The sequence below is a fragment of the Actinomadura oligospora ATCC 43269 genome (assembly GCF_000518265.1).
Lineage (GTDB): Bacteria > Actinomycetota > Actinomycetes > Streptosporangiales > Streptosporangiaceae > Spirillospora > Spirillospora oligospora.
The window spans coordinates 998,868-1,025,483 of sequence record NZ_JADG01000004.1; the positions used below are offsets into that span (position 1 = coordinate 998,868).

At 70.7% G+C, this 26,616-nt stretch carries 28 protein-coding genes; 7 read left to right on the forward strand and 21 right to left on the reverse strand.

Going from position 1 to position 26,616, the window contains the following annotated elements; translation table 11 throughout:
- Window positions 1-108: 108 nt before the first annotated feature.
- From P696_RS0109080 to P696_RS0109090, 3 genes are read left to right on the forward strand one after another with little or no spacing between them, the layout of a single operon-like run.
- Entirely contained in the window at window positions 109-627 is a 519-nt protein-coding gene (locus tag P696_RS0109080; protein WP_026412102.1) for a PH domain-containing protein, read from the forward strand.
- 44 nt (window positions 628-671) lie between these two features.
- Complete coding sequence (locus P696_RS0109085) at window positions 672-1,175, forward strand: DinB family protein (protein ID WP_084337018.1); 504 nt, start codon at window positions 672-674, stop codon at window positions 1,173-1,175.
- A 16-nt stretch (window positions 1,176-1,191) separates the two neighbouring features.
- Window positions 1,192-1,965 (forward strand): putative protein N(5)-glutamine methyltransferase, encoded by a 774-nt coding sequence (locus P696_RS0109090; protein ID WP_245627570.1) that lies wholly within the window; start codon window positions 1,192-1,194, stop codon window positions 1,963-1,965.
- Window positions 1,966-2,022: 57 nt separating this feature from the next.
- On the opposite strand, the gene P696_RS0109095 is transcribed toward P696_RS0109090, so the two are convergent.
- The 6 genes from P696_RS0109095 to P696_RS0109120 all read right to left on the reverse strand — a co-directional run bounded on the left by P696_RS0109095 (window position 2,023) and on the right by P696_RS0109120 (window position 10,243).
- Complete coding sequence (locus tag P696_RS0109095; protein WP_026412105.1) at window positions 2,023-3,435, reverse strand: NAD(P)/FAD-dependent oxidoreductase; 1,413 nt, start codon at window positions 3,433-3,435, stop codon at window positions 2,023-2,025.
- A gap of 116 nt (window positions 3,436-3,551) precedes the next feature.
- On the reverse strand, window positions 3,552-4,397 hold the full coding sequence (locus P696_RS0109100; protein WP_034483512.1) for an ABC transporter permease: 846 nt from the start codon (window positions 4,395-4,397) through the stop codon (window positions 3,552-3,554).
- The gene (locus P696_RS0109105; protein ID WP_026412107.1) at window positions 4,394-5,257 is read right to left on the reverse strand and encodes an ABC transporter permease; all 864 of its coding nucleotides are present in this window, start codon (window positions 5,255-5,257) and stop codon (window positions 4,394-4,396) included. The genes P696_RS0109100 and P696_RS0109105 overlap by 4 nt, the downstream gene beginning before the upstream one ends.
- A 3-nt stretch (window positions 5,258-5,260) precedes the next feature.
- A complete protein-coding gene (locus P696_RS0109110; protein ID WP_245627571.1) occupies window positions 5,261-6,484 on the reverse strand; it encodes an ABC transporter substrate-binding protein in 1,224 nt (407 codons plus the stop codon).
- Window positions 6,481-7,641, reverse strand: coding sequence for an ABC transporter ATP-binding protein (locus P696_RS0109115; protein ID WP_026412109.1), 1,161 nt, complete (start codon window positions 7,639-7,641; stop codon window positions 6,481-6,483). The genes P696_RS0109110 and P696_RS0109115 overlap by 4 nt, the downstream gene beginning before the upstream one ends.
- A gap of 1,156 nt (window positions 7,642-8,797) precedes the next feature.
- Window positions 8,798-10,243 carry a gamma-aminobutyraldehyde dehydrogenase gene (locus tag P696_RS0109120; RefSeq protein WP_026412110.1) on the reverse strand — a complete coding sequence of 482 codons (1,446 nt, stop codon included), beginning with the start codon at window positions 10,241-10,243 and terminating at the stop codon, window positions 8,798-8,800.
- Window positions 10,244-10,411: 168 nt separating this feature from the next.
- On the opposite strand from P696_RS0109120, the gene P696_RS0109125 reads away from it, so the two are divergent.
- Window positions 10,412-10,912: an Lrp/AsnC family transcriptional regulator gene (locus P696_RS0109125; protein ID WP_026412111.1), complete on the forward strand. Its 501-nt coding sequence runs from the start codon at window positions 10,412-10,414 to the stop codon at window positions 10,910-10,912.
- A gap of 889 nt (window positions 10,913-11,801) precedes the next feature.
- Here P696_RS0109125 and P696_RS0109130 read toward each other — a convergent pair.
- A complete protein-coding gene (locus P696_RS0109130; RefSeq protein WP_026412112.1) occupies window positions 11,802-12,221 on the reverse strand; it encodes an HIT family protein in 420 nt (139 codons plus the stop codon).
- A gap of 61 nt (window positions 12,222-12,282) precedes the next feature.
- Between P696_RS0109130 and P696_RS57365 the strand changes: the two genes are divergently transcribed.
- Together P696_RS57365 and P696_RS52180 are read left to right on the forward strand one after the other, a co-directional pair.
- Window positions 12,283-13,818 carry an ATP-binding cassette domain-containing protein gene (locus P696_RS57365; RefSeq protein WP_084337020.1) on the forward strand — a complete coding sequence of 512 codons (1,536 nt, stop codon included), beginning with the start codon at window positions 12,283-12,285 and terminating at the stop codon, window positions 13,816-13,818.
- Window positions 13,815-14,504 carry a hypothetical protein gene (locus tag P696_RS52180; protein WP_051467080.1) on the forward strand — a complete coding sequence of 230 codons (690 nt, stop codon included), beginning with the start codon at window positions 13,815-13,817 and terminating at the stop codon, window positions 14,502-14,504. Before P696_RS57365 ends, P696_RS52180 begins: the two co-directional genes overlap by 4 nt.
- 70 nt (window positions 14,505-14,574) lie before the next feature.
- Here the strand turns inward: P696_RS52180 and P696_RS0109155 are convergent, their stop codons facing one another.
- The 11 genes from P696_RS0109155 to P696_RS52190 all read right to left on the reverse strand — a co-directional run bounded on the left by P696_RS0109155 (window position 14,575) and on the right by P696_RS52190 (window position 23,998).
- Window positions 14,575-15,921, reverse strand: coding sequence for a DUF1963 domain-containing protein (locus P696_RS0109155; RefSeq protein ID WP_026412115.1), 1,347 nt, complete (start codon window positions 15,919-15,921; stop codon window positions 14,575-14,577).
- Window positions 15,922-16,024: 103 nt separating this feature from the next.
- The gene (locus tag P696_RS0109160; protein ID WP_026412116.1) at window positions 16,025-17,467 is read right to left on the reverse strand and encodes a tyrosine-type recombinase/integrase; all 1,443 of its coding nucleotides are present in this window, start codon (window positions 17,465-17,467) and stop codon (window positions 16,025-16,027) included.
- A gap of 1 nt (window position 17,468) precedes the next feature.
- Window positions 17,469-17,756: a helix-turn-helix transcriptional regulator gene (locus P696_RS59230; protein WP_425394133.1), complete on the reverse strand. Its 288-nt coding sequence runs from the start codon at window positions 17,754-17,756 to the stop codon at window positions 17,469-17,471.
- A 237-nt stretch (window positions 17,757-17,993) separates the two neighbouring features.
- Window positions 17,994-18,905 carry a hypothetical protein gene (locus tag P696_RS0109165; RefSeq protein ID WP_026412117.1) on the reverse strand — a complete coding sequence of 304 codons (912 nt, stop codon included), beginning with the start codon at window positions 18,903-18,905 and terminating at the stop codon, window positions 17,994-17,996.
- On the reverse strand, window positions 18,902-19,297 hold the full coding sequence (locus tag P696_RS56825; protein WP_342669005.1) for a DUF4282 domain-containing protein: 396 nt from the start codon (window positions 19,295-19,297) through the stop codon (window positions 18,902-18,904). The genes P696_RS0109165 and P696_RS56825 overlap by 4 nt, the downstream gene beginning before the upstream one ends.
- Entirely contained in the window at window positions 19,276-19,494 is a 219-nt protein-coding gene (locus P696_RS56830; RefSeq protein ID WP_026412119.1) for a hypothetical protein, read from the reverse strand. The genes P696_RS56825 and P696_RS56830 overlap by 22 nt, the downstream gene beginning before the upstream one ends.
- Window positions 19,491-21,029 carry a replication initiator gene (locus P696_RS59030; protein WP_084337024.1) on the reverse strand — a complete coding sequence of 513 codons (1,539 nt, stop codon included), beginning with the start codon at window positions 21,027-21,029 and terminating at the stop codon, window positions 19,491-19,493. The genes P696_RS56830 and P696_RS59030 overlap by 4 nt, the downstream gene beginning before the upstream one ends.
- Window positions 21,026-21,313, reverse strand: coding sequence for a hypothetical protein (locus P696_RS0109185; RefSeq protein WP_026412120.1), 288 nt, complete (start codon window positions 21,311-21,313; stop codon window positions 21,026-21,028). The genes P696_RS59030 and P696_RS0109185 overlap by 4 nt, the downstream gene beginning before the upstream one ends.
- Before the next feature lie 113 nt (window positions 21,314-21,426).
- Window positions 21,427-22,842 carry an FtsK/SpoIIIE domain-containing protein gene (locus P696_RS54090; RefSeq protein WP_157429570.1) on the reverse strand — a complete coding sequence of 472 codons (1,416 nt, stop codon included), beginning with the start codon at window positions 22,840-22,842 and terminating at the stop codon, window positions 21,427-21,429.
- Complete coding sequence (locus tag P696_RS0109195) at window positions 22,839-23,645, reverse strand: hypothetical protein (RefSeq protein WP_026412122.1); 807 nt, start codon at window positions 23,643-23,645, stop codon at window positions 22,839-22,841. The genes P696_RS54090 and P696_RS0109195 overlap by 4 nt, the downstream gene beginning before the upstream one ends.
- The gene (locus P696_RS52190; RefSeq protein ID WP_157429571.1) at window positions 23,642-23,998 is read right to left on the reverse strand and encodes a hypothetical protein; all 357 of its coding nucleotides are present in this window, start codon (window positions 23,996-23,998) and stop codon (window positions 23,642-23,644) included. Before P696_RS52190 ends, P696_RS0109195 begins: the two co-directional genes overlap by 4 nt.
- Window positions 23,999-24,198: 200 nt before the next feature.
- Here P696_RS52190 and P696_RS0109205 point away from each other — a divergent pair, with 200 nt between their 5' ends.
- A complete protein-coding gene (locus P696_RS0109205; protein WP_026412123.1) occupies window positions 24,199-25,047 on the forward strand; it encodes a UTRA domain-containing protein in 849 nt (282 codons plus the stop codon).
- A 124-nt stretch (window positions 25,048-25,171) separates the two neighbouring features.
- Here the strand turns inward: P696_RS0109205 and P696_RS0109210 are convergent, their stop codons facing one another.
- The 3 genes from P696_RS0109210 to P696_RS52195 form a co-directional block, all read right to left on the reverse strand.
- Entirely contained in the window at window positions 25,172-25,561 is a 390-nt protein-coding gene (locus P696_RS0109210; protein WP_157429572.1) for a DNA-directed RNA polymerase subunit alpha C-terminal domain-containing protein, read from the reverse strand.
- 59 nt (window positions 25,562-25,620) lie between these two features.
- The gene (locus tag P696_RS0109215) at window positions 25,621-26,025 is read right to left on the reverse strand and encodes a hypothetical protein (RefSeq protein ID WP_157429573.1); all 405 of its coding nucleotides are present in this window, start codon (window positions 26,023-26,025) and stop codon (window positions 25,621-25,623) included.
- A 137-nt stretch (window positions 26,026-26,162) separates the two neighbouring features.
- Window positions 26,163-26,579 carry an ATP-binding protein gene (locus tag P696_RS52195; RefSeq protein WP_170026362.1) on the reverse strand — a complete coding sequence of 139 codons (417 nt, stop codon included), beginning with the start codon at window positions 26,577-26,579 and terminating at the stop codon, window positions 26,163-26,165.
- Between the last annotated feature and the right edge of the window lie 37 nt (window positions 26,580-26,616).

Sequence of the window (26,616 nt, forward strand, 5' to 3'; positions counted from 1 at the left end):
CCCGCCCGCCCGGGGGCGCGGTGCCGTGAAGCTGCACCCTCGGCGAGTGCCCGGCGGCCATCCGGTCCGCTACCGTTGGGGCCAACAGATCACGACGAGGACGCGACCATGAACATGCAGGACATGATGGTCTTCCGGGACGCCGGATCGCGGACCGTCGACCGTTATCTGATGAACTACGAGGGCCACGTCATCGCGGTGCGGCAGCACCCGGCGACGCTGCTGCTGCCGGTCTCGGCCGCGTTCCTCACGCTCGTGCTGTGCACGGCCGTGAACGCGTTCACCGGCTTCGCCTGGATCTGGTTCCTGTGGATCGGCTCGCTCGGCTACCTGCTCTGGAAGGTCTTCGCCTGGTCGATCCAGTTCTTCCTGGTCACCGAGCACCGGATCATGATGATCACCGGCGTGCTGAACCGCCAGGTCGCGATGATGCCGCTCGCCAAGGTCACCGACATCCGGTTCGACCGGTCGGTGCTCGGCCGGATGCTGGGGTACGGCGAGTTCCTCATCGAGTCGGCGGGCCAGAACCAGGGCTTCGACCACGTCACCTACATGCCGTACCCGGAGCAGCTCTACCTCGAGGTGTCGTCCCTGGTCTTCGGCTCACGGGAAGCGTCCCCCGACTAGAAAACCGTGACGAAACCCCCATCCGACCTGCCAGGATGGGGGGCATGGAACGCATCCACGTGCCCGGCTCGGCCGACGAACGCGCCCGGCTGGCCGGTTTCCTCGAGGAGCAGCGGGTCAGCGTCCACCGCAAGTGTGACGGCCTCTCCGAGGAGTTCGCCCACAAGCACCTGCTCGCGGCGACGTCCCCGCTGATGTCGATGGCCGGCCTGGTCAGCCACCTGCGCTGGGTCGAGCACTGGTGGTTCGAGCACGTCCTGCTGGACGAGCCCGAGCGCGCCCCCTGGACGGACGAGGACCCCGACGCCGAGTTCTACGTCGACGACGTCCCGCTCGCGCGGCTGCTCGACGACTACTCCCGCCAGTGCGCCCGCACGGACGAGATCGTCGCGTCCCTGCCTCTGGACCACGTCGCCGTGCACGCCCGGCGGGAGGTCGGCCACCCCACCGTCGCGTGGATGCTCGGGCACATGGCCACCGAGACCGGCCGCCACGCCGGCCAGATGGACATCATGCGCGAGCTGATGGACGGCGAGACGGGCCTCTGACATGGACTCTGCGAACGTGACGGAGACGCCCGCCCCGGAGGAGATCGCGGCCCGGCTGCGAAGGGCCGGATGCGTCTTCGCCGAGGACGAGGCGCAACTGATCATCTCCGCCGCGGCCACCCCCGGCGAGCTGGACGCGATGGTCACGCGCCGCGCGAACGGCGAGCCCCTCGAGCACGTCGTCGGCTTCGCCGAGTTCCACGGCCTGCGGATCACGGTGGAGCGGGGCGTGTTCGTCCCGCGTCGCCGCACCGAGGCGCTGATCCGCGAGGCCGCCGCGCTGGCCCGTCCGGGCGCGGTCGCGGTGGACCTGTGCTGCGGCTCCGGCGCGCTCGGCGCGGCACTCGCCGCCGCCGTGGACGGCCTCGAACTGCACGCCGCCGACATCGACCCGGCGGCTGTCGCGTGCGCGCGCAGGAACCTGCCGGGCGAACGCGTCCACGAGGGCGACCTGTTCGACGCCCTGCCCGGATCCCTGCGCGGACGCGTGGACGTGCTGCTCGCGAACGTGCCGTACGTGCCGTCCGAGGAGATCGGGCTGCTGCCCTCCGAGGCACGCGACCACGAGGCCCTCGTGGCCCTGGACGGCGGCGCGGACGGCCTCGGCGTCCTGCGCCGCGTCGGCGCCGAGGCCGCCGCCTGGCTCTCTCCCGGCGGCCACCTGCTCAGCGAGGTCAGCGAACGCCAGGCCGAGGCCGCCCTGTCCGCCTTCGCCGCGGGCGGCCTCGAACCCCGGATCGCGACCGACGAGGACTGGAACGCGACCGTCATCATCGGCCGCAGGCCCTGACCCCGAACCGCGCCACCCGCGCCGGGCCGCCCGGCGAGCGGTCCGGCGCGTCTCGGATCAGCTGTCGAAGCCGAGGCCGAGGCGGTCGAGCAGGCCGAGCCACGGGCCCCGGCGTCCGGCGTTGCGGTCGGCGCGGGCGATCTCGCGCCGGGTCAGCTCGATGACGCCGTAGCGCAGCGGTTCGGGCGGGAACGGGACGGGCTTCGACCGGACCATCCTCAGCCGCGTCCGCTCGGTCTGCTCGCCGGGCCGCAGGCCGACGCCGAGCAGGTCGAGCATGACGTCCGCGCCGAACCGGGTGGCGCCGACGCCGAGCCCCGTGTACCCGGCGGCGTAGGCGAGGCGTCCGGCGTGCGCGGTGCCGTAGAAGGCGCTGAACCGGCTGCAGGTGTCGATGACCCCGCCCCACGCGTGGCTGAAGCTAAGCCCTTCGAGCTGCGGGAACGTGGTGAAGAAGTGCCGGGCGAGGGTGGCGAAGGTGCGCGGGCGCCGCTCCAGCTCGGCGTGCACGCCGTTGCCGTAGTGGTAGATCGCGTCGTAGCCGCCCCACAGGATCCGGTCGTCCGCGGTCAGCCGGTAGTAGTGGAACTGGTTGGCGCTGTCGCCGACGCCCTGCCGGGCCCCCCAGCCGATGGCGGCCTTCTGGTCGGCCGACAGCGGCTCGGTGACCAGCGCGTAGTCGTAGACCGGGACGAGGTAGTGCCGCAGCCTGCGCAGCAACGGCGAGAACGCCCCGGTCGCGAGCGCGACCCGGTGGGCGGTCACCGACCCGTACGCGCCGCTGATCGTCATGTCCCCGCGCCGGTCCGACGACAGGCCGGTGACGCGGGTGTTCTCGTGGACGCGGACGCCCAGCGAGCGGCACGCCTCGGCGAGCCCCCATGCGAGCCGGGCCGGATGGACCATCGCGACGCCGTCGCGGTCCCAGAGCCCGCCCAGGTAGGTCGGCGATCCGATCTGCGCGCGCACCTCGTCGGCGTCCAGCTGGACGAGTTCGTGGCCGAGACGCCCAGCGGTCTCGGCCTCCTCGCGCAGGCCGTCCAGCTGCCAGGGCTCGGTCGCGACGGCCAGCTCGCCCGTGCGCTCCCACTCGGCGTCGATGCCGTACCGGCTGAGCGTCTCGCCGATCTCGGTCAGGTTCTCCATGCCGAGGCGTTCGAGCAGCGGCATCTCGTCCGGCCAGCGTTCCATGCCGTTGCCGATGCCGTGCGTCAGGCTGGCGGCGCAGAAGCCGCCGTTGCGTCCGGAGGCGGCTCCGCCGACGCGGTCGGCCTCCAGCACCACCACGTCCAGGGACGGGTCGCGCTCCTTGGCGCGCAGCGCCGTCCAGAGGCCGCTGTAACCGCCGCCGATGACGGCGAGGTCGCAGGTGTGGTCCCCGACGAGCGCGGCTTCGGGTTCGGGTCGTCCACCGTCCGCCAGCCAGTACGAGACCGGCTCGGCGTCGGCGAGTGCCCTCAGCGGATTCACATTTCCAACTCCCTCGGTCCCGCCGCACCGACGCGGCGCGGCGGGGTGTTCCTCGTGCCCGATGGCCCTCCCGGCGGGCCGTCCGCGCAGAATCCGGGCGCGGACGGCCCGTCCGGTCAGGTGTGGCGCGCGCCGCGCCGGGCGGAGATCACGGCCAGCACCACGCCGGCCGCGAAGATCAGGGTCCCCATCACGTTCACCTGCGGCGGCGTGCCGGTGCGGGTCGAGGCGTACACCCACAGCGGGAAGGTCACCGTCGAGCCGCTGGTGAAGTTGGTGATGACGAAGTCGTCGATGGACAGGGCGAACGCCAGCAGCGCGCCCGACATCACGCCCGGCATGATCATCGGCAGCGTGACCAGCCGGAACGTCGTGACCGGCCCGGCCCCGAGATCCTTGGCGGCCTCCTCCACCTTCGGATCGAGGCCGACCACCCGGGCCCGCACGGTCACCGCCACGAACGAGATCGAGAACATCACGTGCGCGATCAGGACCGTCCAGTAGCCGCGCGGCAGGTCCAGGCTGACGAACATCGACAGCAGCGACGCGCCCATCACGATCTCCGGGCAGGAGATCGCGGCGAACAGCACCAGGTTCGTCACGCCCTTGCCCCGGAACCGGAACCGGCCGAGCGCGATCCCGACGAACGTCCCGAGGACGGTCGTGATCACGGTGCTGAGCAGCGCGATCGACAGCGAGTTCCAGAGCGCCTGGGTCAGGTCGCCCTTGTCGAACAGGTGCCGGTACCAGCGGAGCGTGAAGCCCTCCCACTGGAAGTTCTGCTTGCTGTGGGTGTCGTTGAACCCGAACAGGATCATGATCCCGATCGGCAGCATCAGCCACGCGATGATCAGCCAGGTGTAGAGCCGCAGGCCGAGGCCGTCCCGCTCGACCCGCCGACGACGCCGCCGCACGGGGGCAGGCGCGGGGGTCGGCGCGGGCTTCTCCAGGGTCGTCGTCATCGTCCCGCCGCCTCCAGAACGTCCTCGGTGCCCAGCGCGCGGGCGTAGGCGAAGATCCCGACGAGCAGCAGCGCCATCAGGGAGAACGACAGCGCCGACGCGAGCGCGTAGGAGCTGTTGTCGAAGTACTCGGTGCGGATGATGTGGCCGATCATCACGTTGTTCGGCCCGCCCAGCACCTCGGAGTTGACGTAGTCCGACGCCACCGGGACGAACGTCATGATCACCCCGGCGAACACGCCCGGCAGCGACAGCGGCAGGACGACCCGCAGGAACGCCTGCGTCCGGCTCGCGTACAGGTCGTAGGACGCCTCGATGATCCGGTAGTCGATCCGTTCCAGCGCCACGTAGATCGGCAGCACCATGAACGGCAGGAAGTTGTAGGTCAGCCCCGAGATCACCGCGAACCCGCTGTCCAGGACGTGGAAGTCCTTCGGCAGCAGACCGTGGTTCCGCAGCGGCCCGAGCAGTGGCCCGTTGTCGGTCAGGACGAGCTTCCACGCGAGCGTCCGCAGCACGAACGACACGAAGAACGGCAGCAGGAGCAGGAACAGGTACGTCGACTTGCGCCGTCCGCCCTTGAACGCGATCCAGTACGCGGCCGGGTAGGCGAGCACGATGCACGCGACCGTCGCGATCAGGCCGTACCAGAGCGACCGCAGCAGCTTGTCGCCGTAGGTGTGGAAGCCTTCGGTGTAGTTCTGCCAGTGCCAGGTCTGCTTGAAGCCGTCGATGATGTTCCCGGTCATCAGCGACACCGAGAACATGAAGACCAGCGGGACGACGAAGAACACCGCCATCCACAGCCCGCCCGGCAGGATCATCAGGTACGGGGACAGCGCCCCGCGCAGCCGTGCCATCGCTCAGGCCCCCTGCGAGATCGTCTGGAAGACCTTCTGGTACCGCGGCAGTTCGGCGTTGCTGAGCGGCCGGTAGGTGCGCAGCTTGGCGTAGTCCGCGGCGGTCGGGAAGATCAACGGGCTGGTCGCGAGGCGTTCGAGGTCGGCCTTGTCCTCGCCGGTCGCGGCCGCCGCCTTCTGCTTGATCACGTCCTGGACGCCCGGCACCGGGGTCACGTAGTTGATGTACTCGGTCAGCGGCGCGTTGTTCTGCGGCGCGTACAACCAGTCCATCAGCCGGATCGCGTCCACCGGGTCGGCGGCGGTCTTCGGCAGCATCATGCAGTCGCTCCAGATCGTGCCGCCCTCCTGGGGCACCACGAACTTCACGTCCGGGCTCGACAGCGTGTACACGTCGCCGGACCAGGCCATCGTCAGCCAGACGTCGCCCTTGGTGACGGCGTCGATGTAGCCCTGCTCGTAGTACTTGCGGACGATGCCCTGGTCGCGCTGCCTCCGCAGGACGTCGCCGCCCCGCTTCCAGTCGGCCTCGGTGGACTTCTCCGGATCGATCCCGGCCGCGATCATGCCGAAGTTGCCGAGCTCCTGCGAGTCGCTCATCATCCCGACCCGGCCCTTGTACTTCGGGTCGAAGAGCTGCCGGATGCTGGTGATCGGCTCCTTCACGTACTTGGTGTTGTACGCGATGCCCGTCAGGCCCGACATGTACGGGACGCTGAACACGTTGCCCGGGTCGTAGGACCGCCGCTTCGCCTTCTCACTCGCGTACTTGGCGAAGTTCGGCAGCCGCTTGTGGTCGAGCGGCGCGAGGTACCCGAGCTCGACCAGCTCGGTGAACTGGATGCCGTTGGTGACCACCATCAGGTCGAACCCGATCGACTGGTTCGCTGCCAGCGGCGCCTGGATCTTCCCGAACCAGTCCGCGGCCTCCTGGATGGCCTCCTTGTAGGTGACCGAGATCCCGGTCTCCTTGGAGAACTGCTTGATCGTGGAGTGGTCGTCCTCCATGTAGCCGGGCCAGTTCGCCCAGTTCACATGGCCTTTTCCGGTGCGTCCGCGCCAGTAGTCGTCGATCATCGCCTGGGTGACGACCCCGTTGCCGCCGCGTCCGGGGATGCTGCACGCCGAGAGCGCCGCCGCGCCCGCGAGAGCGCCCACGGCCCCGAGGAACCCGCGCCGCGTCGTCAGCCCGCGCCGCAGCGCCGGGTCGGCCGCGGGGCCCGTCACTCGGTGCTCCCGATCAGGTAGGAGTGCTGGGACTCCCAGGAGAGCCACACCCTGTCGCCGCGGCGCGCGACGTCCTCGGCGTTCATGGCGTTCTGGACGAAGACCACGACGTCCGCCCCGGCGTCCGTGGTGACGTTGTAGTTCGTGGACGTGCCCAGGTAGACGACCTCGCTGACCCGTCCCGGCACCCGGCACAGGCCGTCGCCCGGGTCGTCCGGGGTGATCTGCATCTTCTCGGGCCGGACGGTCAGCTCCACGGTGTCCCCGGCCGCGACGCTCTGCCCGTCCCCCAGGACGACCGAGATGCAGCCGCCGTCCCCGTGCCTGAGCGTCGCCTTCCCCCCGCCGCTCTCCACGGCCTCCCCGCTCAGCAGGTTGGACGTCCCGATGAACCCGGCGACGAACTTGCTGGCCGGACGCTCGTAGATCTCCCGCGGCGAGCCGAGCTGCTCGACCAGGCCGTCGTTCATGACGGCGATCCGGTCCGACATCGTCAGGGCCTCGCCCTGGTCGTGCGTGACGTACACGAACGTGATGCCGACCTCGCGCTGGATCCGCTTCAGCTCGACCTGCATGGCCTGCCGCAGCTTCAGGTCGAGCGCGCCGAGCGGCTCGTCCAGCAGCAGCGCCCGCGGCCGGTTCACCAGCGCCCGCGCGAGCGCGACCCGCTGCTGCTGCCCGCCGGACAGCTCCGAGGGACGCCGCTTCTCCCGCCCGGTCAGGTCGACGATCTTCAGCATCTCGGTGACGCGCGCGGCGATCTCGGCCTTCGGCGCCCGCTTCCGGCGCAGCCCGAACGCCACGTTCTCGAACACGCTCATGTGCGGGAACAGCGCGTACGACTGGAACACCATGTTCACGTCGCGCTTGTTCGCCAGCACCCCCGTGACGGACTCGCCGTGCAGGTACACCTCACCCGCCGACGGCTCCTCGAAGCCCGCGATCATGCGCATGGTGGTCGTCTTGCCGCAGCCGGACGGCCCGAGCAGGGAGAAGAACTCCCCCTGCGCGATCGTGAGGTCCACGCCCTGGACGGCCGCCACGGTCTCGCCGTACGCGTGGTACTCCTTGCGCACTCCGGCGAGCTCGATCGCGGGAACGGCGTCCCCGGCACGCCCGGGGTCGTCGCGCGTGGGCGCGTGCTGGGTCTCGGTCATGACACGGTCCTTCACGGGGATCGGAGGGCTGCGCTCCCTGGACGGGGCGCCTGGGGGGTGGCCTCCCCCGCCGGGGGTTCGGCCGTCGGCCGGACCCGCACGGGGGTCCGACCTCGGTGGACACGCCGAAGCGACGTCCAGATGCTATGCGGCGACACGGATTCGTCCTCCGCGCCGTCGATCGACTTCCGGCTCCCGCGCCACGCCCCCGGCCGCGAGAACCCATGACCAACAACCTGAGCCCGATACCGGGCCCCGGGACCCCACCCGTCGGCCCCACCCGTCCGGTCCGCCCCTGGGCCCGAACGGCCAAGCTCGACCCGCCTGCCCGGCACGCCGTCCACGCAAGCCGACCCGCCCGCCGCACCCGGGAGGTCCCGAGCCACCACACCGCGAGCCGCCCCCGCCCGGCGAAGGCCCGACGCCCGTGGCCACCGGCACCGGCCACCCGTGAAACGGACGAGCAACCCCCGGGCGTCCGGCTGATCGAGCTCCATCACCAGACCTTCCGACACGTTCCGGATTCCGAAGAACGACCACAGCCCCACACACCACCGCCAGAGCCCGCGCTCCGAACCCCTCGCCCCAGATCCGCCGACCTGGACCAGCCGGTCTGACCACGTCCGCCCGCCTGGCCGATCCACCCCGACACCCCAGACCCGTGGAACCGGGTCCGTGGAACCGGGTCCGTGGAACCGGGTCCGTGGAACCGGGTCCGTGGAACCGGGTCCGGGTCCGCCGGTCCGGGTCCGCGATCCCGGCTCGCTGGCTCGAGCTCGCCGATCCGGCCTGGCGTGCAGGATCCGTTCGTCCGACATCGCCGATCTGACGTCGTCGGACCGTTCTGCCGGAGAAGCGTGGTGCCGCCTGGGCGAACACAGCGAGCGACCACCCCGACAGGGCCAGCCCCGGGGGCCGGGGACGTTCCCTCCCACGGACGGTCTGACAGCGGGAGGGCAGCAGGGGCATAGGCACGAATGAGTGAACGTCGCAGATCAAGTCAAGGAACCCGGCTCCCACACCTCACCCATCCGAACAGTCCACCCAAAAGGTTCATCGGACGGACCACCCGAACGAACCATCCGAACGGCTCGTCGGGACGGCTCATCGGGACAGGGATGGGAATGGGGACGGGGACGGGGTGCCAGGACCTCGATCAGGCTCCGATGTAGTGCATGACGTGCTTGATCCGGGTGTAGTCCTCCACTCCGTACATCGACATGTCCTTGCCGTAGCCGGAGTGCTTGAAGCCACCGTGCGGCATCTCCGACACGAACGGGATGTGCGTGTTGACCCAGACGGCGCCGAAGTCGAGCGCCTTGGTCATCCGCATGGCACGGCCGTGGTCCCGGGTCCACACGCTCGCGGAAAGGCCGTACTTGACGTCGTTGGCCCACTGGAGGGCCTGCCGCTCGTCCGAGAAGCGCTGCACGGTGATCACCGGGCCGAAGATCTCGTTCTGCACCATCTCGTCGTCCTGGCGCAGGCCGCTGACGACGGTCGGGGCGAAGAAGTAGCCGCGGTCGCCGACCCGCTCGCCGCCGGCCTCCAGCCGGGCGTGGTCCGGCGCGCGGTCGATGAAGCCCTTGACCCGGTCGAGCTGGGCCTGGCTGTTGACCGGTCCGTAGTCGGCGTCCGCGCCGGGGTTCGGCGGGCCCACCGTCGTGCCTCGCGCGGCCTCGGCGAGCGCGGCGGTGAAGTCGTCCGCCAGCCGCTCCGCCACCAGCACGCGCGTCGCCGCGGTGCAGTCCTGCCCGGCGTTGAAGTACCCGGCGCCGGCGATCCCCTGAGCCGCGGCCTGGATGTCCGCGTCGTCGAAGACCACGACCGGGGCCTTGCCGCCCAGCTCCAGGTGGACGCGCTTCAGGTCATCGGCCGCCGCGCGGGCGACCTCCATCCCGGCCCGGACGCTGCCGGTGATCGACACCATCTGCGGGGTCGGGTGCGCGACCAGCGCCCGTCCGGTGTCACGGTCGCCGCAGACCACGTTGAACACGCCCGGAGGCAGGAACTCGGCGGCGATCTCGGCGAGCAGCAGCGTGCTCGCCGGGGTCGTGTCGGACGGCTTGAGCACCACGGTGTTGCCCGCCGCGAGCGCCGGCCCGAACTTCCAGACCGCCATCATCATCGGGTAGTTCCACGGCGTGACCTGCGCGCACACCCCGATGGGCTCGCGCCGGACCGAGGAGGTGTGGTCGGCCATGTACTCGGCCGTCGCCTTGCCCTCCAGGATGCGCGCCGCCCCGGCGAAGAACCGCAGGTTGTCCGCCATCGGCGGGATCTCCTCGTCCGCCGTCAGCTGCAGGGGCTTGCCCGTGTCCCGGCACTCCGCGGCCACGAGGTCCCCAGCGCGGGCCTCCACGGCGTCGGCGAACCGGAGCAGCGCCAGAGCCCTGTCCTTCGGCGTGGCGTCGCGCCAGGCGGGGAACGCCTCATCGGCGGCGCGGAACGCGGCGTCCACGTCCTCGGCGCCGGAATTGGGCGACGAGGCCCATACCTCACCGGTGCTGGGGTCGATCACCTCCAGCGTCCTGCCGTCCTTGGCGTCGACGTACTCGCCGCCGATAAAGTTGCGCAGCCTGGTCGCCTGCTCGCTGGTCATCATCGACCCCTTCCTGATGGCCGCCGCAGCCGGAACTGTGGTTGGCCCCGACCCTGACAGAGGTTCCCCGCTTTGACAAGGGATTCCGTTGTTACGATCCAGTTTCACGACTGAATCCATCAACCAGCCCGACCATCACCCATGATGCCGCACCAAGGAGACGCCACCATGTCGGACCGCGCCCCGGAGCGCCGCCCACCCGCCGGCAACCCGCGCCGCACCGCCGTCCCGCTCGACGAGACCGCCAAGCAGATCATCGAGCAACTGCAGCAGGACGGCCGCCGCTCCTACGCCGCGATCGGCAAGGCCGTCGGCCTCTCCGAGGCCGCCGTCCGGCAGCGCGTCCAGAAGCTCCTGGACACCGGCGTCATGCAGATCGTCGGCGTCACCGACCCCCTCATGCTCGGCTTCTCCCGCCAGATGATGATCGGCGTCAAGTGCGAGGGCGACCTGGAGAAGATCGCCGACGCCCTGGCCGCCATCGAGGCCATCGACTACGTCGTCATCACCGCCGGCTCCTTCGACATCCTCGTGGAACTGGTCTGCGAGGACGACGAACAACTCCTCGAACTCCTGGGCCGCATCCGAGCCGTCCCCGGCGTCGTCTCCACCGAGAGCTTCGTCTACCTCAAACTCCGCAAACAGACCTACACCTGGGGCACCCACTAACAACCCCGCCCACCACCAGCCCGGCCCGCCCCTGGACCCCCATCCGAACCACGCCCACCACAGCACGCGACACCCCAAAGGCACCACCCACCCCGCCCCCGCCAAGCACCCCCAGCCCCACTTCTGCCCCACCCCCAGCACCAGGCGCAACCACTCAGCGCCCAACCCAAGGCGGCCCCTTCTCACCCCCCGGCTCTAGGCGGCCCCTTCTCAACTCTCGCCACCCCACCCATGCCCACCGCCCACGGCGCTCGCCCTCCCCTCGGCACCCCACGCCAACTCCAGGCACGCACCCCACACCCCCAACACCCCACGCACCACCCACCTCCACCCTTCGGCACCCGACGCCAACTCCAGGCACGCGACCCACACCCCCAACAGTCGGCGCACCGCCCACGACGCTCACCCCCGGCCCCCGGCCCCGGCCCCCGGCCCCGGCCCCCAACGCCAACCCCTGACATGCCGCCCACGCCCCGCAACACTCCGCCCCCCCAACACTCACCCCACCTCATCAACGCCCAACACCAACTCCAGGCACGCCCCCCGCAGTCGGCGCACCACCCACGACACTCTCCCCCGGCCCGTCAGCGCCCCACGCCAGCTCCAGGCACGCGGCCCACGCCCCACAACACCCCGTGCACCGCCCACCCACGCTCACCCCCCGCCCCCTCGACGCCTAACACCGACTCCAGGCGCGGCCGAGACACCCAACAAGCGGCGCACCACTCACAACGCTCGCCGGCCCCTTGACACCCCACGCCACTCCAGGCACGCGGCCCACCCCCAACACTCCGCGTCCCACCCACCACACTCGAAACAGCGCCGCCCAAGGTTCACCCAACGACTCGGCAGCAGCGTCTGACGGGATGGTCCGGGGAGTGAGTGGCGATCAGCCGAGGGCAGCGCGTAGACGGGCGGCGAACTTCGCGGCCTCTTCGTCGGACTCGTACTTGTGCCGAGGCCAGAAGAAGCCTTTCAGCCCGTCCTTCCGGTTCCGGGGGACGACGTGGACGTGCAGGTGCGGGACGCTCTGACTGATGCGGTTGTTGGCCGCGACGAACGATCCGGCCGCCCCGAGTTCGGTCTCCATCACCCCGGCCAACCGTCGAGCCTGGGCGAACAGCGGACCGACCTGCTCCTCAGGAAGGTCGACGAGCGTTTCGTGATGCTCACGCGGGACCAGCAGCGTGTGCCCCTTGAACAGCGGCCTGGCATCCAGGAACGCCATCGCCTCCGGCTCGTCGAGCACCACGTGCGCCGGATGCTCGCCCCGGATGATCTCGCAGAACACACACGGCTTGTCCACCATCAGCCCTGTCCTCCCGCGACTCACGCCGCCTTTAGCCCGCGCCCACTAACGTGCGCAGCCTATGCGTCTCGACAGTGTCGCCTTCCGCTACGGACGCCGCGGCCCCTGGGTTCTCCGCGACGTCTCACTCGCCCTCCACCCCGGCGACATCGTCGAACTCACCGGGCCGAACGGCGCGGGCAAATCGACCCTGCTCCGCCTGCTCGCCGGACTCCACCGACCACGCCACGGCGCCATCACCGAACGTCCTGCCTCAATCGGCTACGCGCCAGAGCGCTTCCCCACCGAGCAGCCGTTCACAGTGACCGCCTACCTGGCGCACATGTCCGCACTCCACGGACTCCCAGCCAACTCCTCAGCTCGCTGGACGAGCCTCCTCAAACTCGACCACCTGCTGAACACCCCCCTCCCCGAACTCTCCAAGGGCAGTGCCCAGAAGGTCGGCCTCATCCAGGCTCTGCTCCCGGCGCCGAAACTTCTCCTCTTGGACGAGCCCTTCTCCGGCCTGGACGCCACGACCTTGGCCCTCCTCCCGAAACTCCTGGCCACCCTCGCCGCCGAAGGCGCGACGATGGTCCTCAGCGACCACCAACGCGTCCTTCACCACCCCGAAGCCACCCCCCATCTCCCAGCCCTCAAGCACCTCCACCTGTCCAACACCACCCTGACCACACTCCCCCCAACAACCCCGACCTCCCCGACCTCCCCGACCTCCCCGACCTCCCCGACCTCAACGCAAACACCAACCGCACCCGCCCCGAACACACCAGCCCCTGCAATCGCAGTCGCCCCACCCTCGATGGCAACATCCGCACCAGCCCCAACAACACCCCCAAGCCCAGCGGACGCCCTTGCCCCCTCCGACGGGAACGCAGCCACCCGCCCCCAGGCCAACAAGCCAACCGTGTCGAAGTCGGACACATCCGCCCTGTCCTCGACTAACGCGCCAACCCAAGCGATAGCGGAAACCCCCACCCCACCCGGCTCCAACGCGCCCTCCCCATTCACCGCGAACGCACCGGCCCTTCCCACGGCCTCGGCGGCACCCCGAGCGATGGCGGGCGCACCCACCCCAACCCACGCCAACGCCAACGCCAACGCACCAGACCATGTGCCGAGCGATGCACCTGCACTACCCTGCGCCGACGCGCCAACCTCGGTAAGGGCCGACATCGCCTCACCCAGGGTCCACGCGTCGGCCTCGGCGGTGACGGACGAACCTGCAGTGGCGGATGAATCTGCTCCCCCGGGCAGGATGGAGCCGTCCGCTTTCGAGCCCTCCCCAGCAAGCGCGTCTGGCCCCTCCGAGTCCGGCACCTCAGCCGGACGCCCCGAGCCTTTCCCGGACGGGGCCGACGTCCTCGCCGAAGGTTCTCTGCCGCCTGCCGAACCGGCAGTGATCCCCTCTGGAGGATCCGTGATTCCGGCAGAGGCGTTCATGACTCCTGCCGAAGACGCCGTGCATCCCACACAAGGGGCCGAGGTTCCTGCCGGGTGGACGGTGCTCGAGGTGGTCGTTCGGGTGGACGAGGCCGACGATGTCGAACGCGGGCTGCGTGCCGCCGGACGGACCGTTCGGAGGGTCCGCCGCTCATGATCGCGCTCATCCGCTTTCAGCTCGCCGGGTATCTCCGTTCGATGAGGTTCCTCCCCTCCCTGATCGTCGCTCTGCTGCTGGTGATGCTGGTGTTCGGCCAGTGGCCGTCCGGGCCCGACCCGGTCAAGCTCGCCACGGGCACCTACGGGGACGCCGCGGCGTTCATGGTGCTGCTCTCGGCCTGGACGACCCGCTCGCTGCTCGACACCCAACCCACCGTGCAGCGATGGCTCACCCTGCTGGCCGTCCGCCGATCCGCTGTCGCGGGACTGCTCGCGGCCTTCATCGCCAGTGCCGCCCTCAGCCTCCTTTTGTTCGCCGCCCCCCTCTTCCAGGCGTTGACGGTCGGCGTGCCCGTGAAGACCACGCTCTCCGCCGTGTTGCTAGCCGCACTCGCTTCCGCGGCCGGCACCTTCATCGGCGCCTGGAGCAGCCGAGCGATCATTCCCGGTTCCGGCACCTCCCTTCTGGCGCTGCTCTCCGTTCTGACGGCGACACTCCTACTCGGCCTTGGTCGGCTGAGCTTCCTGGCCATCCCCTACCTGGACTGGATCAAGGCGGCCCACGACGGCCCGTCCAAGCTGCAAGCCGCACTCCCCACTGTTCTGCTGCATCTCGTGCTCTGGTGCGGGGTGGCGGCGACCGGCTACCTGGTGGCCCTTCACCGCCGCAGCACGCCCACCTGACCCGCACCACCAAGAACATCGGCGGACGCGGCAGAGACACGAGCCGAACCTCCAGGACGGCTGGCGCGTATCAGAGTGCGTGCCGGTTGAGCCAGGCGCTCTCCAATGGCGCGTCCGGCTCGACCGTGAACAACAGGCACCCCGGATCGCCCCAGAACCAGCCCAGGCGCGGATCTGCGTCCAACTGCAGGATCAGTCGCCTGCTGTTGAGGCCTGTACGGAGTCGATCAGCGAGCCTCTTCGTTTCGGCCTTCCGGGCATCGGACGCCCTTTTCGCCTCCCTGTCGAGGACGTCCTGATCCTCGGACGATCTCGACCTCGCCGCTGCGATGGCGGCTCTGACCTCCTCCAAGCGGGTCGAGTCCACATTCGCCGGAAGGACGGAGACCGACCGCCGCGGCGTTCGGGGATACACGAACGCGGGGTCGCTGCCACTCCCGAAGCGTCCGCGATCCAACCCGGAGGAGACGGGTTTCATGGCAGAACGGTCGCCATCCTCCGCCTCAGAGGGATGACATGCAGTGGGCTGACCAGGCGCGTTCCCAACAGAGCGGGCGGGCACGCTGACCAGCGGCGGCGGCACGAGAGCGCTCGACATCGCGTACCGGGGCTGGATTCTCCCGAAACGCGGCTGAAGCGGATCTCGGAGACTCGGCACCGGACGGCGACGGCTTCTCTTGCCGGAGGCGCCTCGATGGTCGGTCAGGCGAAGGACCTGGTCGCTCCTGCGTTCGCGCATCGGCGTGGACGCCACCGCCTCCGCATCGGGATACGGCGGTGGCTTCGGCACGTCAGCGTTGACCGCGCAGGGCTCCTCGGGCCCGACAGGACGGCCCGCTTCAAGCAGTACGGGCCATCCCCCGATCTGATGGCGAGGACCGTCATCCGGCCAGACCTGATCGAGCCAACTCCCGTACAGGGCCCCATACGGGCTGAGCGTGCCGGGGCGGGCCTGTTCCAGCAGGTCGAGCGTCGGCTCCAGCGGGCTCGGCAGCGACCAGAACGGGGCCACGCCCCAGGACCGAGCCGCAGACGAGGACGTGGAGACGGGCGACTCCGCCGGTTCCAGATCACGGGCGTAGACGCGCCACGCCTCCCTCGGCCCGGACGCGTCGTCCCACGGGCTCGGCGTGACGCCCGAGTGGTAGAACGAGGCGTGCCCCAGCGTGGGCAGGCCGTCCAGGGACGGAATCGCGGCGAGGTCGATCGTGCCGAGATGCTCCATCGGGCGGCCCGCCGTCGTCGGCCAAGGCTCGCCGGGCGGAAGTAACGGGTGGCCACCGAGGTACACGGCGGCCGACCCGCCGGAGATCAGGCGCAGGGCCGGACGGGCGAGGGAGAGCAGGATCCCGGCGGTCTCCGGCGTCAGGAAGGCGCTGAAGAGCGGGTGGAGACGGCGGAACAGTTCGGTGTTCATGTGACCCAGCGTGACCGGCCGCCACCGACCATCGCCACTCGTCCAGCGATCTGTGGAGAACTAGAGCGCGCGGCGCTTGAGGCCCTGACCTGCGCGTATGCGGCTAGGCCGCTTCGGGCCCGCCGGTTTGGCCCGTGGATGGCCCGTCGCCGGAGGGGTCGTTTTCGCTGGTCAGCGGGGTGTCGTCGCCGCCCAGTGCGCGGTCAATCTGCGCGTTGGCCTGCTCTTCCAGGCCGACGAGCCAGTGCGCGTACGTCGTGAACAGCATGGCCACCGAGTGCCCCAGCCTCCGGGCTACCTCCGTGGGGGCGACGCCGATCGACAGGAGCAGGGAGGCGTGTCCGTGCCGCAGGTCGTACGGGCGCACAGCCAGCTTGGATGCCTGCTCTTCCTCGGTCAGCGCCGCCTTGCGCGTCGCAGTCCAGACGCGCCGGTAAGCCTGACCGGACACCGGTCCCCGGCTCTCGGTGTTCTCCCAGAACAGCCGTCCGTCCGGGGCCGTCCCGTACGTCTTGACGTGCTCGCGCAGCATCGCGACCAGGGCGGGCGCGATGGGCACCGAGCGCGTGTCGCCTTCCGCCCGATGCTTCAGTTCCCGTTCCCCGAACCGATCACCGCCGTCGGTCCAGATCTCATCGACCTCCGGACGCGACCCGCCCAGCAGCAGGGAACCCCATCCGGTCTCGGGAAGGGTGCAGTCCGCCAGCCGCAGCGCGCGGGCTTCGGCCGGACGGGTCCCGGCGTAGTACAGCACGCCGAAGAACCCTCGCAGGTAGCCGCCGCGTTCGGGGATGTGCGCGAGGAGCCGCCGCCCCTGTTCAAGGTTGGGCACGCGCCGAGGGTCGATCCGGTCACTGACACGACGCCTCCGCGTCCGAAGGCCCGTGAGCGGATTCGCGGTGAGCAGCTTGCGCTCCACCGCGTGATCCAGGAACGCATGCAGCGTCGCACGGCGCACCCGCATCGTGGAATGCGCGACCGGTTCGGTCGTCCGGCTGTTGAGCGCCAGCGCGCCGAGCAGCTCCCGAAGCTCTCCGACGTCCGCCAGATCCGCCACCGGCCGGGACGCCTTGGCCAGCCAGGTCAGCGCTTCCGCGACGTCTTCCGGCGGACTCTGCTCCCAGGCGGGCGGGCGCAGCGCCCAGTGACTGAGCGCCTTGCGAAGCGTCGCTTCGGCGGGCCGGTTGCGTGTGGCCGCCCGCTTGTCGAGCGTGGCCAGGACGACCGGTGCCAGCCCACGCACCAGCGACTTGCGCGTGTTCGGAGCGCCGCCGTCGGCCCACCGCATCCTCATGAACGCCCGCGCGTGCGCGAGCACGGTCTCCGCCGACCGCTCCCACGACAGCGGCTCACCAGTCGCCAGCAAGAACGCCTCACCGTCCCGAGCGGCCCGCATAAGATCGCTCCGGTAGTTCTCCGCCAGGGCCTTGGTGAGGAATGAGCGACTGAATGACTTGGTCCCGACGCGCCACCGCACTTCCTGCGGCTTGCGCCTGTTCGCCCGCTTGCGGATCTGCCAGAATTGGATGTCCTGCCGTCCGGCCACCTCATGATCCCTTCCGGTCGATTTCGAGCCGACCCACCCATTCTATGAAATCTGCGCGATGAATTCTGATCTCATTGTTAGGCAATCTGAAAATCCTGGGTCCACGCCCAGTGGCGAGCCAGCGATACACCGTGGACCTACCTACGCGCAGCTCAGAGGCCATGTCGCGGACCGTCAGTGCATCAATAGCCGCCATTGCCAACCCTCCAATAAATGCACCCACGGGCCACGTGCGGGCCAGATTGACCGTGCGGAACTGTCGAGGAGGCCAGTGACCGCAAACGGCCATTATCCAGCCATACGAATTCCGTCACATCGCTTGACGAAACGTCCCTGGAATGCAACCGGCCGGACTTCCGGACCGCCCACCACCCCACCGACCACCCGCCGGTAAAGGCCCTTGAATTTCTGCCGCTATTCGCGCCCTGGGAATAGCGGAGCCGCAAGCGGCGCGTCTTTCGAATGCGTCCCGGCCACAGCGCCCGCCGCGCCGTCCCGCAGGCCACGGCGAGCGCCACGACCCCAGCTAGCGTCGAGTGCCGAAGGGGACCGTGCGACACCACATGTACGCCCGACCCCAGACACACTGCGGGGCGTCCATCGCGTGCACGGTCCGGTCCAGCATCCGCGCCGAGGCCGCCAGGACGCCCGCATCTCCGCTGGCAGCCCCGCGCTGGTACAGGTTGACCGTCTGGACGAGGATCACCGACCCGCGCCACACGTAGTCGACCACCCGCCGCACCGTGCGGATGCCCAGCGTGGCCCGCTCGGCGTCCCTGCGCTCCAGGACCCGCAACGCCCCCCAGTTCGGGCCCGAGTCCCGGCCCAGGATCGACCACCGCTCATGCTCCCGGGCCGAGTACCAGCGCCGCCCACCCCACCCCCGGTACTGCACGTACTCACGCCGCCCCCGGTCGTAGGTCGGCGCGCAGTGGTCGGCCAGCCACTCCAACCGCACGTACCCCGCCGCCGCCTCGTACTCGGTCCGGTACACCAGCGCTTGGATCGCGTACCCGTCGCCGCCGAGTTGTCCCTTGATCTTGCGCCAGCCGTACCGCTCCACGAGGGCCGGTTCATCAAGGCCGCCATCCTCGGGCCGCCACGCGCGTTCGTAGCAGCCGGTCACGCCCGGACCGTCGATGAGTCCCCACCATTGGCGCGGAAGCTTCATCTCTTTGAAGGTCCGCCCCAGTTGCTTCGGCCCAGCAAGCGCGGCCCGCATGTCGTCCGCGCTCCAGTTGGGCACCGCCACACGTGGCGGCAGGGACGGCCCCTCACCAGCGGTCACCGAGGCGGAGGTACGCCCGGCATCGGTACCGGACGTCGCGACCACGCCCAAGCCCACCAGCCCTACAAGCGCGACCGCCATCGCAAGCAGCCCAGTCCCGACCCACACCCGCCGCCACCGGTCCCCGGTCCTCCGCTCGAAGTCGTTCATGCCCCGCCGTCCCTTCCCGGCAGCCCGCCGTCCGTCTTCGTCGCTTCGTCCACCGCTTCACGTGCGGCCTTGCGGCGCGCGTCCTCGGCCAAGGTGTGACCGCGCGCAAACACCATCAGCACCCATTCACACGCGACCCGCGCGAGCAGGAGCACCACGACCGCGACACCGACCACGACCGGCGCGACCACCCACCAGCCCGGCCCCAGCCACGCCGCGATCCCGCCGACGATCGCGACAGCCGCCAACGCCCATGCGGTCACCGCCGCCACGATTGCCACGTACACCCACGACACGAGACGCGGAGTGATGCACCGCCGGAACCCCACATCAGCCAGCCCCGACAGCACCGACCGTGCGCGTACCTGCCTCACACGCCCCACCACCCGCACGAGTGCGCCAGCAACAGCACCGGCAACACCACCAGGACCAGCACCGCGACCCCCGCCCGGAACAGCCCCGGATGCCGGTACCGCCACGGCGTCCGGAAGGTGATCCGGACCATGCCGGGCCGGGTGCCCCCGAACGGCATCCGGAACAGGAACCGCAGCAACACGACCGCGACCAGCAACCCCAGCAGCGCCGTCACGACCCCTCACCCACCCGCACGACCACGGCCAGGTCCGACGCCTCACGCGCCGCCGCATGGTCACGTGCGAGCGACGCGGCCAGGTCGGCGTCACCCGCGCGCGCCCACCCCGACCCGGCGTAAGCCCAGTCCCCGACCAGCACCAGCCCCGCCGACTCCGCACGCGCCAGCGCCCACGGGTCAGCCCGCCCCGACCGCGCGGCCCGCTCCACGCGCCAGGCCCGCCGCACCCCCCGCAGCACCCGCAACGTGACCGAGTACCACCGTGACTTGGTCGCGAAGTGCCCCCGGTAGCCGAGCGTGTGCACGTACCGGTCCAGCCGCAGCCCCGCGCACTCCGGCCGACGCGACAACCGCAGGCACGCCAGCACCAGGAGCATCACGTGAGGGTTGGCGACCTTCCGGGAGATCCGATCCACCTCACGAGACCCGAACGCCCGAGACGGCAGCCCCGCGAACAGATCCCCAGCGCTCTTCGTCGCGTACTTGGCCAGGTACCCGGCCACCCGCGCCGGATCATCGATCGTCCGAACGTCGAGCTGACCACCCCACCGGGCCGCCCGCACCACTCGACCGCGCGCACCACCCAGCGACCGGCCGATGTCCCCACCGACCTCCGGCAGCGGCACCACCACCCGGCCCGCCGCATCACAGACCGCAGACGCCAGCACCCCCGCGTCCGCCCAAGCAGGAGGAGGCACCACCCGGCCCGGATCACCGGTGTCCACCCCATCGAGGCGGATCACCGCATGCAGGTGCACCGCGCCCCGCCGCTGGTACTCGGCAACCTTGACGTACGACACCCGCGCGAACGACCGGACCGCCCGCACGCTCACCCGCGAACCGGTCCGTTCGGTCGCCAACCGCGCCAAGGCCCGGTACACGTAGATCACCGTGCGCCGCCACAGCTCCGGCACCGCCGCATGCCACAGCACGTGGTCGGCATAGGCGTAGCAGTCCCAGCACAGCGGACGCCCCACCAGCACATCCCCGTCCCCATGCCGAGCGTCGCACCAGCCCGGCACCCCGTGCGGGCACCGAGGCCGCCCCCGCCGCTCCCGGCACGGCCCATCACCCGACGCCCGGTGCACCGCCCCGAACGACGGAGCGGTGAACGTCGCCAGCACCGCCGGATGCCCGGCCACCGACTCCGGCACTGCATCCCCCGCGCCCGACCCGGCCCGGCCCCGCAGACCCGCCGCGATCACATGCCAGGTGTCGGCCCGATACCGCGCCGCACACGGCGGACACACCGACGCCCGCCGATCCCCACACGGCACCAGCAACACCCCATCCGGCGCGGCAGCCGAGGCGTAGGCCGCGCGGACCTCACCCGTCGCCGCGTCCACCGCCGCCGCACTCCCGGCGATCCTCACCGGCCGCGCACAATGCCCCGCCCGCTCCACCTGACGGGCCCACGCCCGCCACTCACCCTCCGAGGCGACCCGCGCCACCATCCCCGCCAGCACACCACCGAGCCGAGCCCGCGCCCGCTCACCAGCCAGCCGCACCGCATCCTGTCCGTGCTCGTTCATTCGCCCTCGCCACCGTCCGCGACCGGCCCAGCGGACGCCGCGTGCCGCCCCGGCCCCCGGTAGCCGTGCACGTAGCGCCACAGGCACGCCCACAGCGCGTACCAGTCGGCCGTGTCCTCCACCACCACCGGGTAACCCCGCGCCACCAGGACCTCCGCGACCTCGCGCACCAGGTCAGGGCCGAAGTCCTCACCGAACGCGCTCACCGGGACCGGGTACACCCGCCCGGAGATCTCCGCCGCGCACGGGCACACCCGCCCGGCCAGACGCTCCACCATCGACATGCGTCACCTCTCTGAGAGAAGGGGCGACCCCAGGCGCGGCGGGCACGCTCCCGCCGACCCCGCCACACCGAGGCCACAAAGGAAGGAAGAAGAGAAGGGGAGAAGGGAGGGCGTCAGGCCCGCGCGGACCCGGCGCGACGCAGCTCCAGGCCGCGCGCCACGATCGCCCGAATGTCGTCGTCGGCCAGGTAGAAGGACTTCACCCGGCGCGGAAGCTCACCCTCGGCGTACAGCAGGCCCACCCCACGAGCCCGCACGTCGATCAGACTCGCGTCGTACCCGGCCGCCGCCATCCCCGCGCCGAGAATCGTGTCACTGGCGTCCCGCGTCGTGCACCGCATCGCCCATCGGTAGGCGATCAGGTCACGCCATGCCGTCGGGACCACGTCCCCCGAGGGCTTCTGTGTCGCGAGCGCGCCCACGATGCGCGCTGCCCGGCCCCGCGCCGTCTGGTCGATCCCCAGCGCGTTGAACCGCTTGGACTCCCGGCGATCCGGGCTGGCGGTGTAGAACCGCATCTCGTCCACGGCCGCCAGGATGACCGGCCCGTCTTCCGGCCCGAACAGCCGCTTGCCGCACTCTTCCATGTGCTCGTACCGGCCGTCCATCTCGGCATTGAGATCTTCCATCTGTCCGATGGCCGCCCCAATGTCGCCGTACACGATGCGCTCCAGGATGGGCCGCCACAACGCCAGCTCCACCCGCTTGGCGTCCCACCCCCACACCCGCGCCGTGGGGTCCAGCGCCGCCGCAGCCAGCAGCAGCGACAACGCCGCCGACTTGCCCGCTTCCGGCTCACCTCCGATCAGGATGTTCTTGCCTTCCAGGCGCAGGTACACCACGTCGCCCATCTCATCCACCGCCACCGGGATCGGGTCACGCAGACTCACCCGCCCGGCATGCCGCCACGGCCAGGGAATGGCCTCACTCACCGCCGGGTCCGCCGGATTCACGAACGGGTCACGCCGGACGATGTCCACGTGCGCCAGGTCGGCACGGTCCCCATCACGCGCCACCCGCACCTCACGCACCCGGAGCGTCGCGGCGATCCGCTCGGCCGCGTCCTCCAGATCCCCGACCGTCGTCCCACGTGGCACCCGCACCAACAGGCGATCCCCGGCGGGCACCTGCCGGTCCCTGCGGACGCGCGGGATCCGGTCGTTGATCGTGGTCAGGTCCGCGAACCGGCACCCCCGGTCCCAGTGCCGCCGCAGCCGCGCCCGCCGCCACGACGCGATCAGCCACCGCCGCGACCACGGCACCCACACCGCCACCGTGACCACCGCATCCGGCAGCACCAGGGCACCCGTCCAGCCGCGCCACCACCAGCCCAGCACGCCGACCCCCGCCAGCAGCAGAACCGCTGCGATCTCCCGCCGCCACAACCACGACGGCCGCACGACCCACAGCAGCAGCCAGCCGGAGACCGTCAGGTGAGCCCGCACCGGCAGGTCCGGACGCTGACGCACCGGCGGCAGCCCGACCCTCCCACGTGCCTGGACTCCCGACACCTGGCGTCGCCCGCTCACCAGCGCCGCCCCTCCGACGCCTGATCGGACACAGTCCCTTCCACGTCGCCGCCCGGCTCGGTGTCCGGCCGCAACGCCGACGGCAGCCGACCGGCCGGACCGGTCCCCACCTCACCCGCCCCGGCCACCCGCACGTCATCCGGCCCCATCGACGCTGCATCCACGACCGTCCCATCCGAGATCACCGTGGCCGGGGGCGTGGCGTCCCGCATCGTGGTGTCCGCGCCTGCCAGCGGAGCCGGGCCCGCGTCCACCGGCGCGCCGTTCGCCGCCGCCTGGATCACGCCGCCCACCAGACGCGGCCCGCCGTCCCGGATCGTCGCCTCCGCCACCGGCCGCAGGCCGCCATGAGAGGCGTTCGCCCACTCCTGCCACGCCCGATCCCGCAGCACCCGCAGCCCACGCCACGTCGCACGCGGAACCAGGCCGCCCAACAGCTTCCCGACCGGCACGCCACCGATGCACCCATCCGGCGGAAGATGCACCACCGCCGTCCGGCCCTCGGCCGCCACGTACAGCCACCCGTACGGCGCGGGCACCCCCGGCCCACCGCGCATCCCCGCGCCCTCCAGCGCGCCGCACTCGACCAACTTGCGCAGCACCCGCCGCCGCTTGCGCTCCCGGACGCCCACGTGCCGGAACCAGGAACGGCCCTCTGCACCGTCGCCCATCACGTACTCCAGACGCACCGGCCCGGCGGACGCGAGCGTGATCACGTAGTTCGCCGCGCCCCACTCCCACGGGTCGCTCAGCCCGACCGCCACCGTGACCAGGCCGCCGCTCGCGCCCGCCGCCCGCCTCACTTGCCCGACCCCTTCGGCGTCGCCGTCTCGGGCGACGGGATCATCGTGGGCATGTCCGGGTCGGGCTCCAACCGGTCGACCGTCCACCACTGGACGGACTCACCCCTCCGTTCGATCACGTGCAGCGTGAGCCCGACGACCTTGACGAACGTGGCCTGCGGAAGCCCGGGGTCACCCGCCATCCCGACCCGGATCGGCGCGGAGCCCTTCCCATCCATCACCAGCAGACGGACGCCGAACATCGGCCGCCCCTCCGCGTCGGTCTTGAGCGCGCCAGACTCGAAGTCCTTGCGCTGCTCCGGGGTGTCGGCGACCAGGAACCGGAGACCCGAAAGGTCCAAACGGAAATCCACTTGGCTTGGCACCTCCTTGGCACGTGCCGACTTGGCACATTGCGTGCATGGAGTGTGCCTACCAGGCAAGATCGGGAAACCTTGGCACGTGCCGAGTTGGCACGCTATCGTCGATGACGACTTGGTAAAGCCGCAGCTACCAACAGCTACGGAGAGTTACCTAGTGGCCGGATCCGGCCACCCCGCAGGGAGTTTGAGCAATGGCCAAGAACCCCGAGCCCACTGCCGCGCGGTACGCGACGATCCGCGATGCGATCATCGCGGGCATCCAGAACGGCACCTACCCGCCGGGATCCCTGCTTCCCTCCCGGGCCCAGATCGAAAGCCACTACGACGTCTCACACCGCACGTCCCGCCGGGTCTTGCAGGAACTGGTCGAGGCCGGGTGGGCGCGGTCCGAGGGCACGCGCGGCTACAGCGCCACCAGCGGCCCCAACATGGAGTCCAACAGGTTCGCCGACACCCACCCCGACGGCAGCCAGTTCGACCAGGACGCCACGATCCGCGACCCCCAGCCCTCCCCGGACGGACCCGCGTCACTGCCGCAGCAGCCCTACCCCGTCCACGCAGTCCCCTTGGGTGCCGATCTCCCCGCCCACCTCACCACCGTCCATCCCGCGATCAGAGTGAGCACCGAACCCGCAACGCTGGAGGTGGCCCACTGGCTCACACTCCAGCCCGGCACGCTGCTTCTCGTCCGGCGACGGCTGATCACCACGAGGGACGGGCACGCGCCCCTGGAGATGCGCACGTCATACCTTGCCGACGTCCCACCAGGCTCCGCACTCGCCGCCGACACCCCACTCACCGAGCCATGGCCCGAAGCGGTCACCACCCACACCGGACGAACCATCACCACCGCCACCAGCGCGATCAACGCCCGCCACCCCGACCGGTACGAAGCCGCCGCCCTGCGGCTCACCCCCACTGACTGCGTCCTCGTTCGCGCAACCACATGGGTTGACCTTCAGAGCAAGCCCGTCACCCTCACCGTCAGCGTGTGGCCCGCCATCGCCGTCAGCGTCACCGCCCCCAACCACGGCCGCTGACCTGACACCTCCCGCAGGGCCGATCTTGAACACGGCGTAGCCCGTGACCCGCGACCGCACGCCCCCTCTCCCCGATACGCGCAGTCGCCGGATCACGGGCAACGCCAGCTCACCGCCGATCTGGCTACCGATGGTCGTGGTGGTGCCGAGCGATCTCGAAACCCGCCTTCCGAAGGGCCCCGTTGATCTGCTCGGCCGTTCGCGGACCGATCTGACGCGCGTCCTCCAGCCGTCCGCCCGCCGCCAGCTCCACCACCTCACCAACAGTGGGCCGCATCGAACGAGCGAAGTCGAAGTCACTCCGAACCAGCCCGTTGTACGCACGAGCGGGCAACCCCAGGCACTCAATCGGACAGTCACGACGGACCGGCCCGTCGTGGCCCCGGCCGGGCAGAGGCCGATTCGCGGCCATCTCGGCCGCCTTGTCCCGGGCCGCAGCGACTACCTGATCCACCGTGCCCTTGAGGAAACGTCCGGCCATGGCCGAGCGAATCGCGTCCTCCGCCAGCGCCATGCAGGTATCCAGCGGGGCCCAAAGCTGTTGGTCGTCCCGCCCATGGGCGCCGAGGTCTGTCACTGCCGTCCCTTCCTCTCGTTGCCTGCCCTACTCCCACGTCCGGTCTGCATCGCGCCCACGGCCGCGAATAGCTCCGCCATCTCGACCGGCCTCCCTGCGACGAAGCCGGTCCACAGCAGGTCTCGGACCTCACCCGCCGTGCCGACCTGATGCAGAGTCGGACGCCGTGTCTCGTACTCCCAAAGGTCGGCATGCCGAACACCCGCCTCTGTGACCATCCGGCGAGCCCCTTCCGACAGCCGCAAGCACGCCACCGGACACGCCTCCGTCACCGTGTGCCCTCGCAGGTGGAGCGCCTCCACATCGAGCCCCAGCCCCTCCACCGCCGACACCAGACGAGCCGCATCCCGCGCCGACAGGCCCAGCGCCCCAACGAGCCCCTGATCAACCAGCAGCACCACCGCACCGACCGTGGCCCCCAGCGGAGCCGCCCCCGCCGCCTCCCGCACCACCACGGCGATACGTCGGGGGAGGCCCAGGCACTCCACCGAGCACGTCAGAGACACCCGATGCCCGACCCGCCAGGCCCGCAGCGCCCTCACGCCCGTACCTCCGAGCCCGCGCAGACGGGCACCTCGAACCAGACCCGCCACCGCCGCCGTTCGCCCTCGCGCTCCAGCACCGCCCCGGCCCGGTCGGTCATCATGGCCACCATCCCCAGCCCACGACCGGACTCCGCGCACAGGTCCGCGTCCTCGAACGCGTCCTCCTTACACGGCAACACCGGGAAGCCCACGGCCCCACCGTCATCGGTGATCTCCACGCGGACGGCGAGCGCCGCCGCGGACTCCGACTCATGGACCGTGCGCACCGCGACGTCCACGCCGCCGCCCTCCCGACCGGACGCGGTGTGCCGCGCCGCGTTCGTCACGATCTCCGCCACCGCCAGATCCACCACGTCCAGATCCACCAGCAAAGGGCGAGCGCTCAGCCACTCCCGCACCTGCGCCCGCACCGCTCGCACATCCAGCCGACCGCCGCACTGCGAAACC

Excerpts from the sequence above, each read along its gene's own strand:
- P696_RS0109080 (WP_026412102.1), top strand. The coding sequence starts at position 109 with ATGAACATGCAGGACATGATGGTCTTCCGGGACGCCGGATCGCGGACC.
- P696_RS0109085 (WP_084337018.1), top strand. The coding sequence starts at position 672 with ATGGAACGCATCCACGTGCCCGGCTCGGCCGACGAACGCGCCCGGCTG.
- P696_RS0109100 (WP_034483512.1), bottom strand. The coding sequence starts at position 4,397 with ATGACGACGACCCTGGAGAAGCCCGCGCCGACCCCCGCGCCTGCCCCC.
- P696_RS0109105 (WP_026412107.1), bottom strand. The coding sequence starts at position 5,257 with ATGGCACGGCTGCGCGGGGCGCTGTCCCCGTACCTGATGATCCTGCCG.
- P696_RS0109115 (WP_026412109.1), bottom strand. The coding sequence starts at position 7,641 with ATGACCGAGACCCAGCACGCGCCCACGCGCGACGACCCCGGGCGTGCC.
- P696_RS0109120 (WP_026412110.1), bottom strand. The coding sequence starts at position 10,243 with ATGACCAGCGAGCAGGCGACCAGGCTGCGCAACTTTATCGGCGGCGAG.
- P696_RS0109125 (WP_026412111.1), top strand. The coding sequence starts at position 10,412 with ATGTCGGACCGCGCCCCGGAGCGCCGCCCACCCGCCGGCAACCCGCGC.
- P696_RS0109130 (WP_026412112.1), bottom strand. The coding sequence starts at position 12,221 with ATGGTGGACAAGCCGTGTGTGTTCTGCGAGATCATCCGGGGCGAGCAT.
- P696_RS57365 (WP_084337020.1), top strand. The coding sequence starts at position 12,283 with ATGCGTCTCGACAGTGTCGCCTTCCGCTACGGACGCCGCGGCCCCTGG.
- P696_RS52180 (WP_051467080.1), top strand. The coding sequence starts at position 13,815 with ATGATCGCGCTCATCCGCTTTCAGCTCGCCGGGTATCTCCGTTCGATG.
- P696_RS0109155 (WP_026412115.1), bottom strand. The coding sequence starts at position 15,921 with ATGAACACCGAACTGTTCCGCCGTCTCCACCCGCTCTTCAGCGCCTTC.
- P696_RS59230 (WP_425394133.1), bottom strand. The coding sequence starts at position 17,756 with ATGGCCGTTTGCGGTCACTGGCCTCCTCGACAGTTCCGCACGGTCAAT.
- P696_RS0109165 (WP_026412117.1), bottom strand. The coding sequence starts at position 18,905 with ATGAACGACTTCGAGCGGAGGACCGGGGACCGGTGGCGGCGGGTGTGG.
- P696_RS59030 (WP_084337024.1), bottom strand. The coding sequence starts at position 21,029 with ATGAACGAGCACGGACAGGATGCGGTGCGGCTGGCTGGTGAGCGGGCG.
- P696_RS0109185 (WP_026412120.1), bottom strand. The coding sequence starts at position 21,313 with ATGTCGATGGTGGAGCGTCTGGCCGGGCGGGTGTGCCCGTGCGCGGCG.
- P696_RS0109205 (WP_026412123.1), top strand. The coding sequence starts at position 24,199 with ATGGCCAAGAACCCCGAGCCCACTGCCGCGCGGTACGCGACGATCCGC.
- P696_RS0109210 (WP_157429572.1), bottom strand. The coding sequence starts at position 25,561 with ATGGCGCTGGCGGAGGACGCGATTCGCTCGGCCATGGCCGGACGTTTC.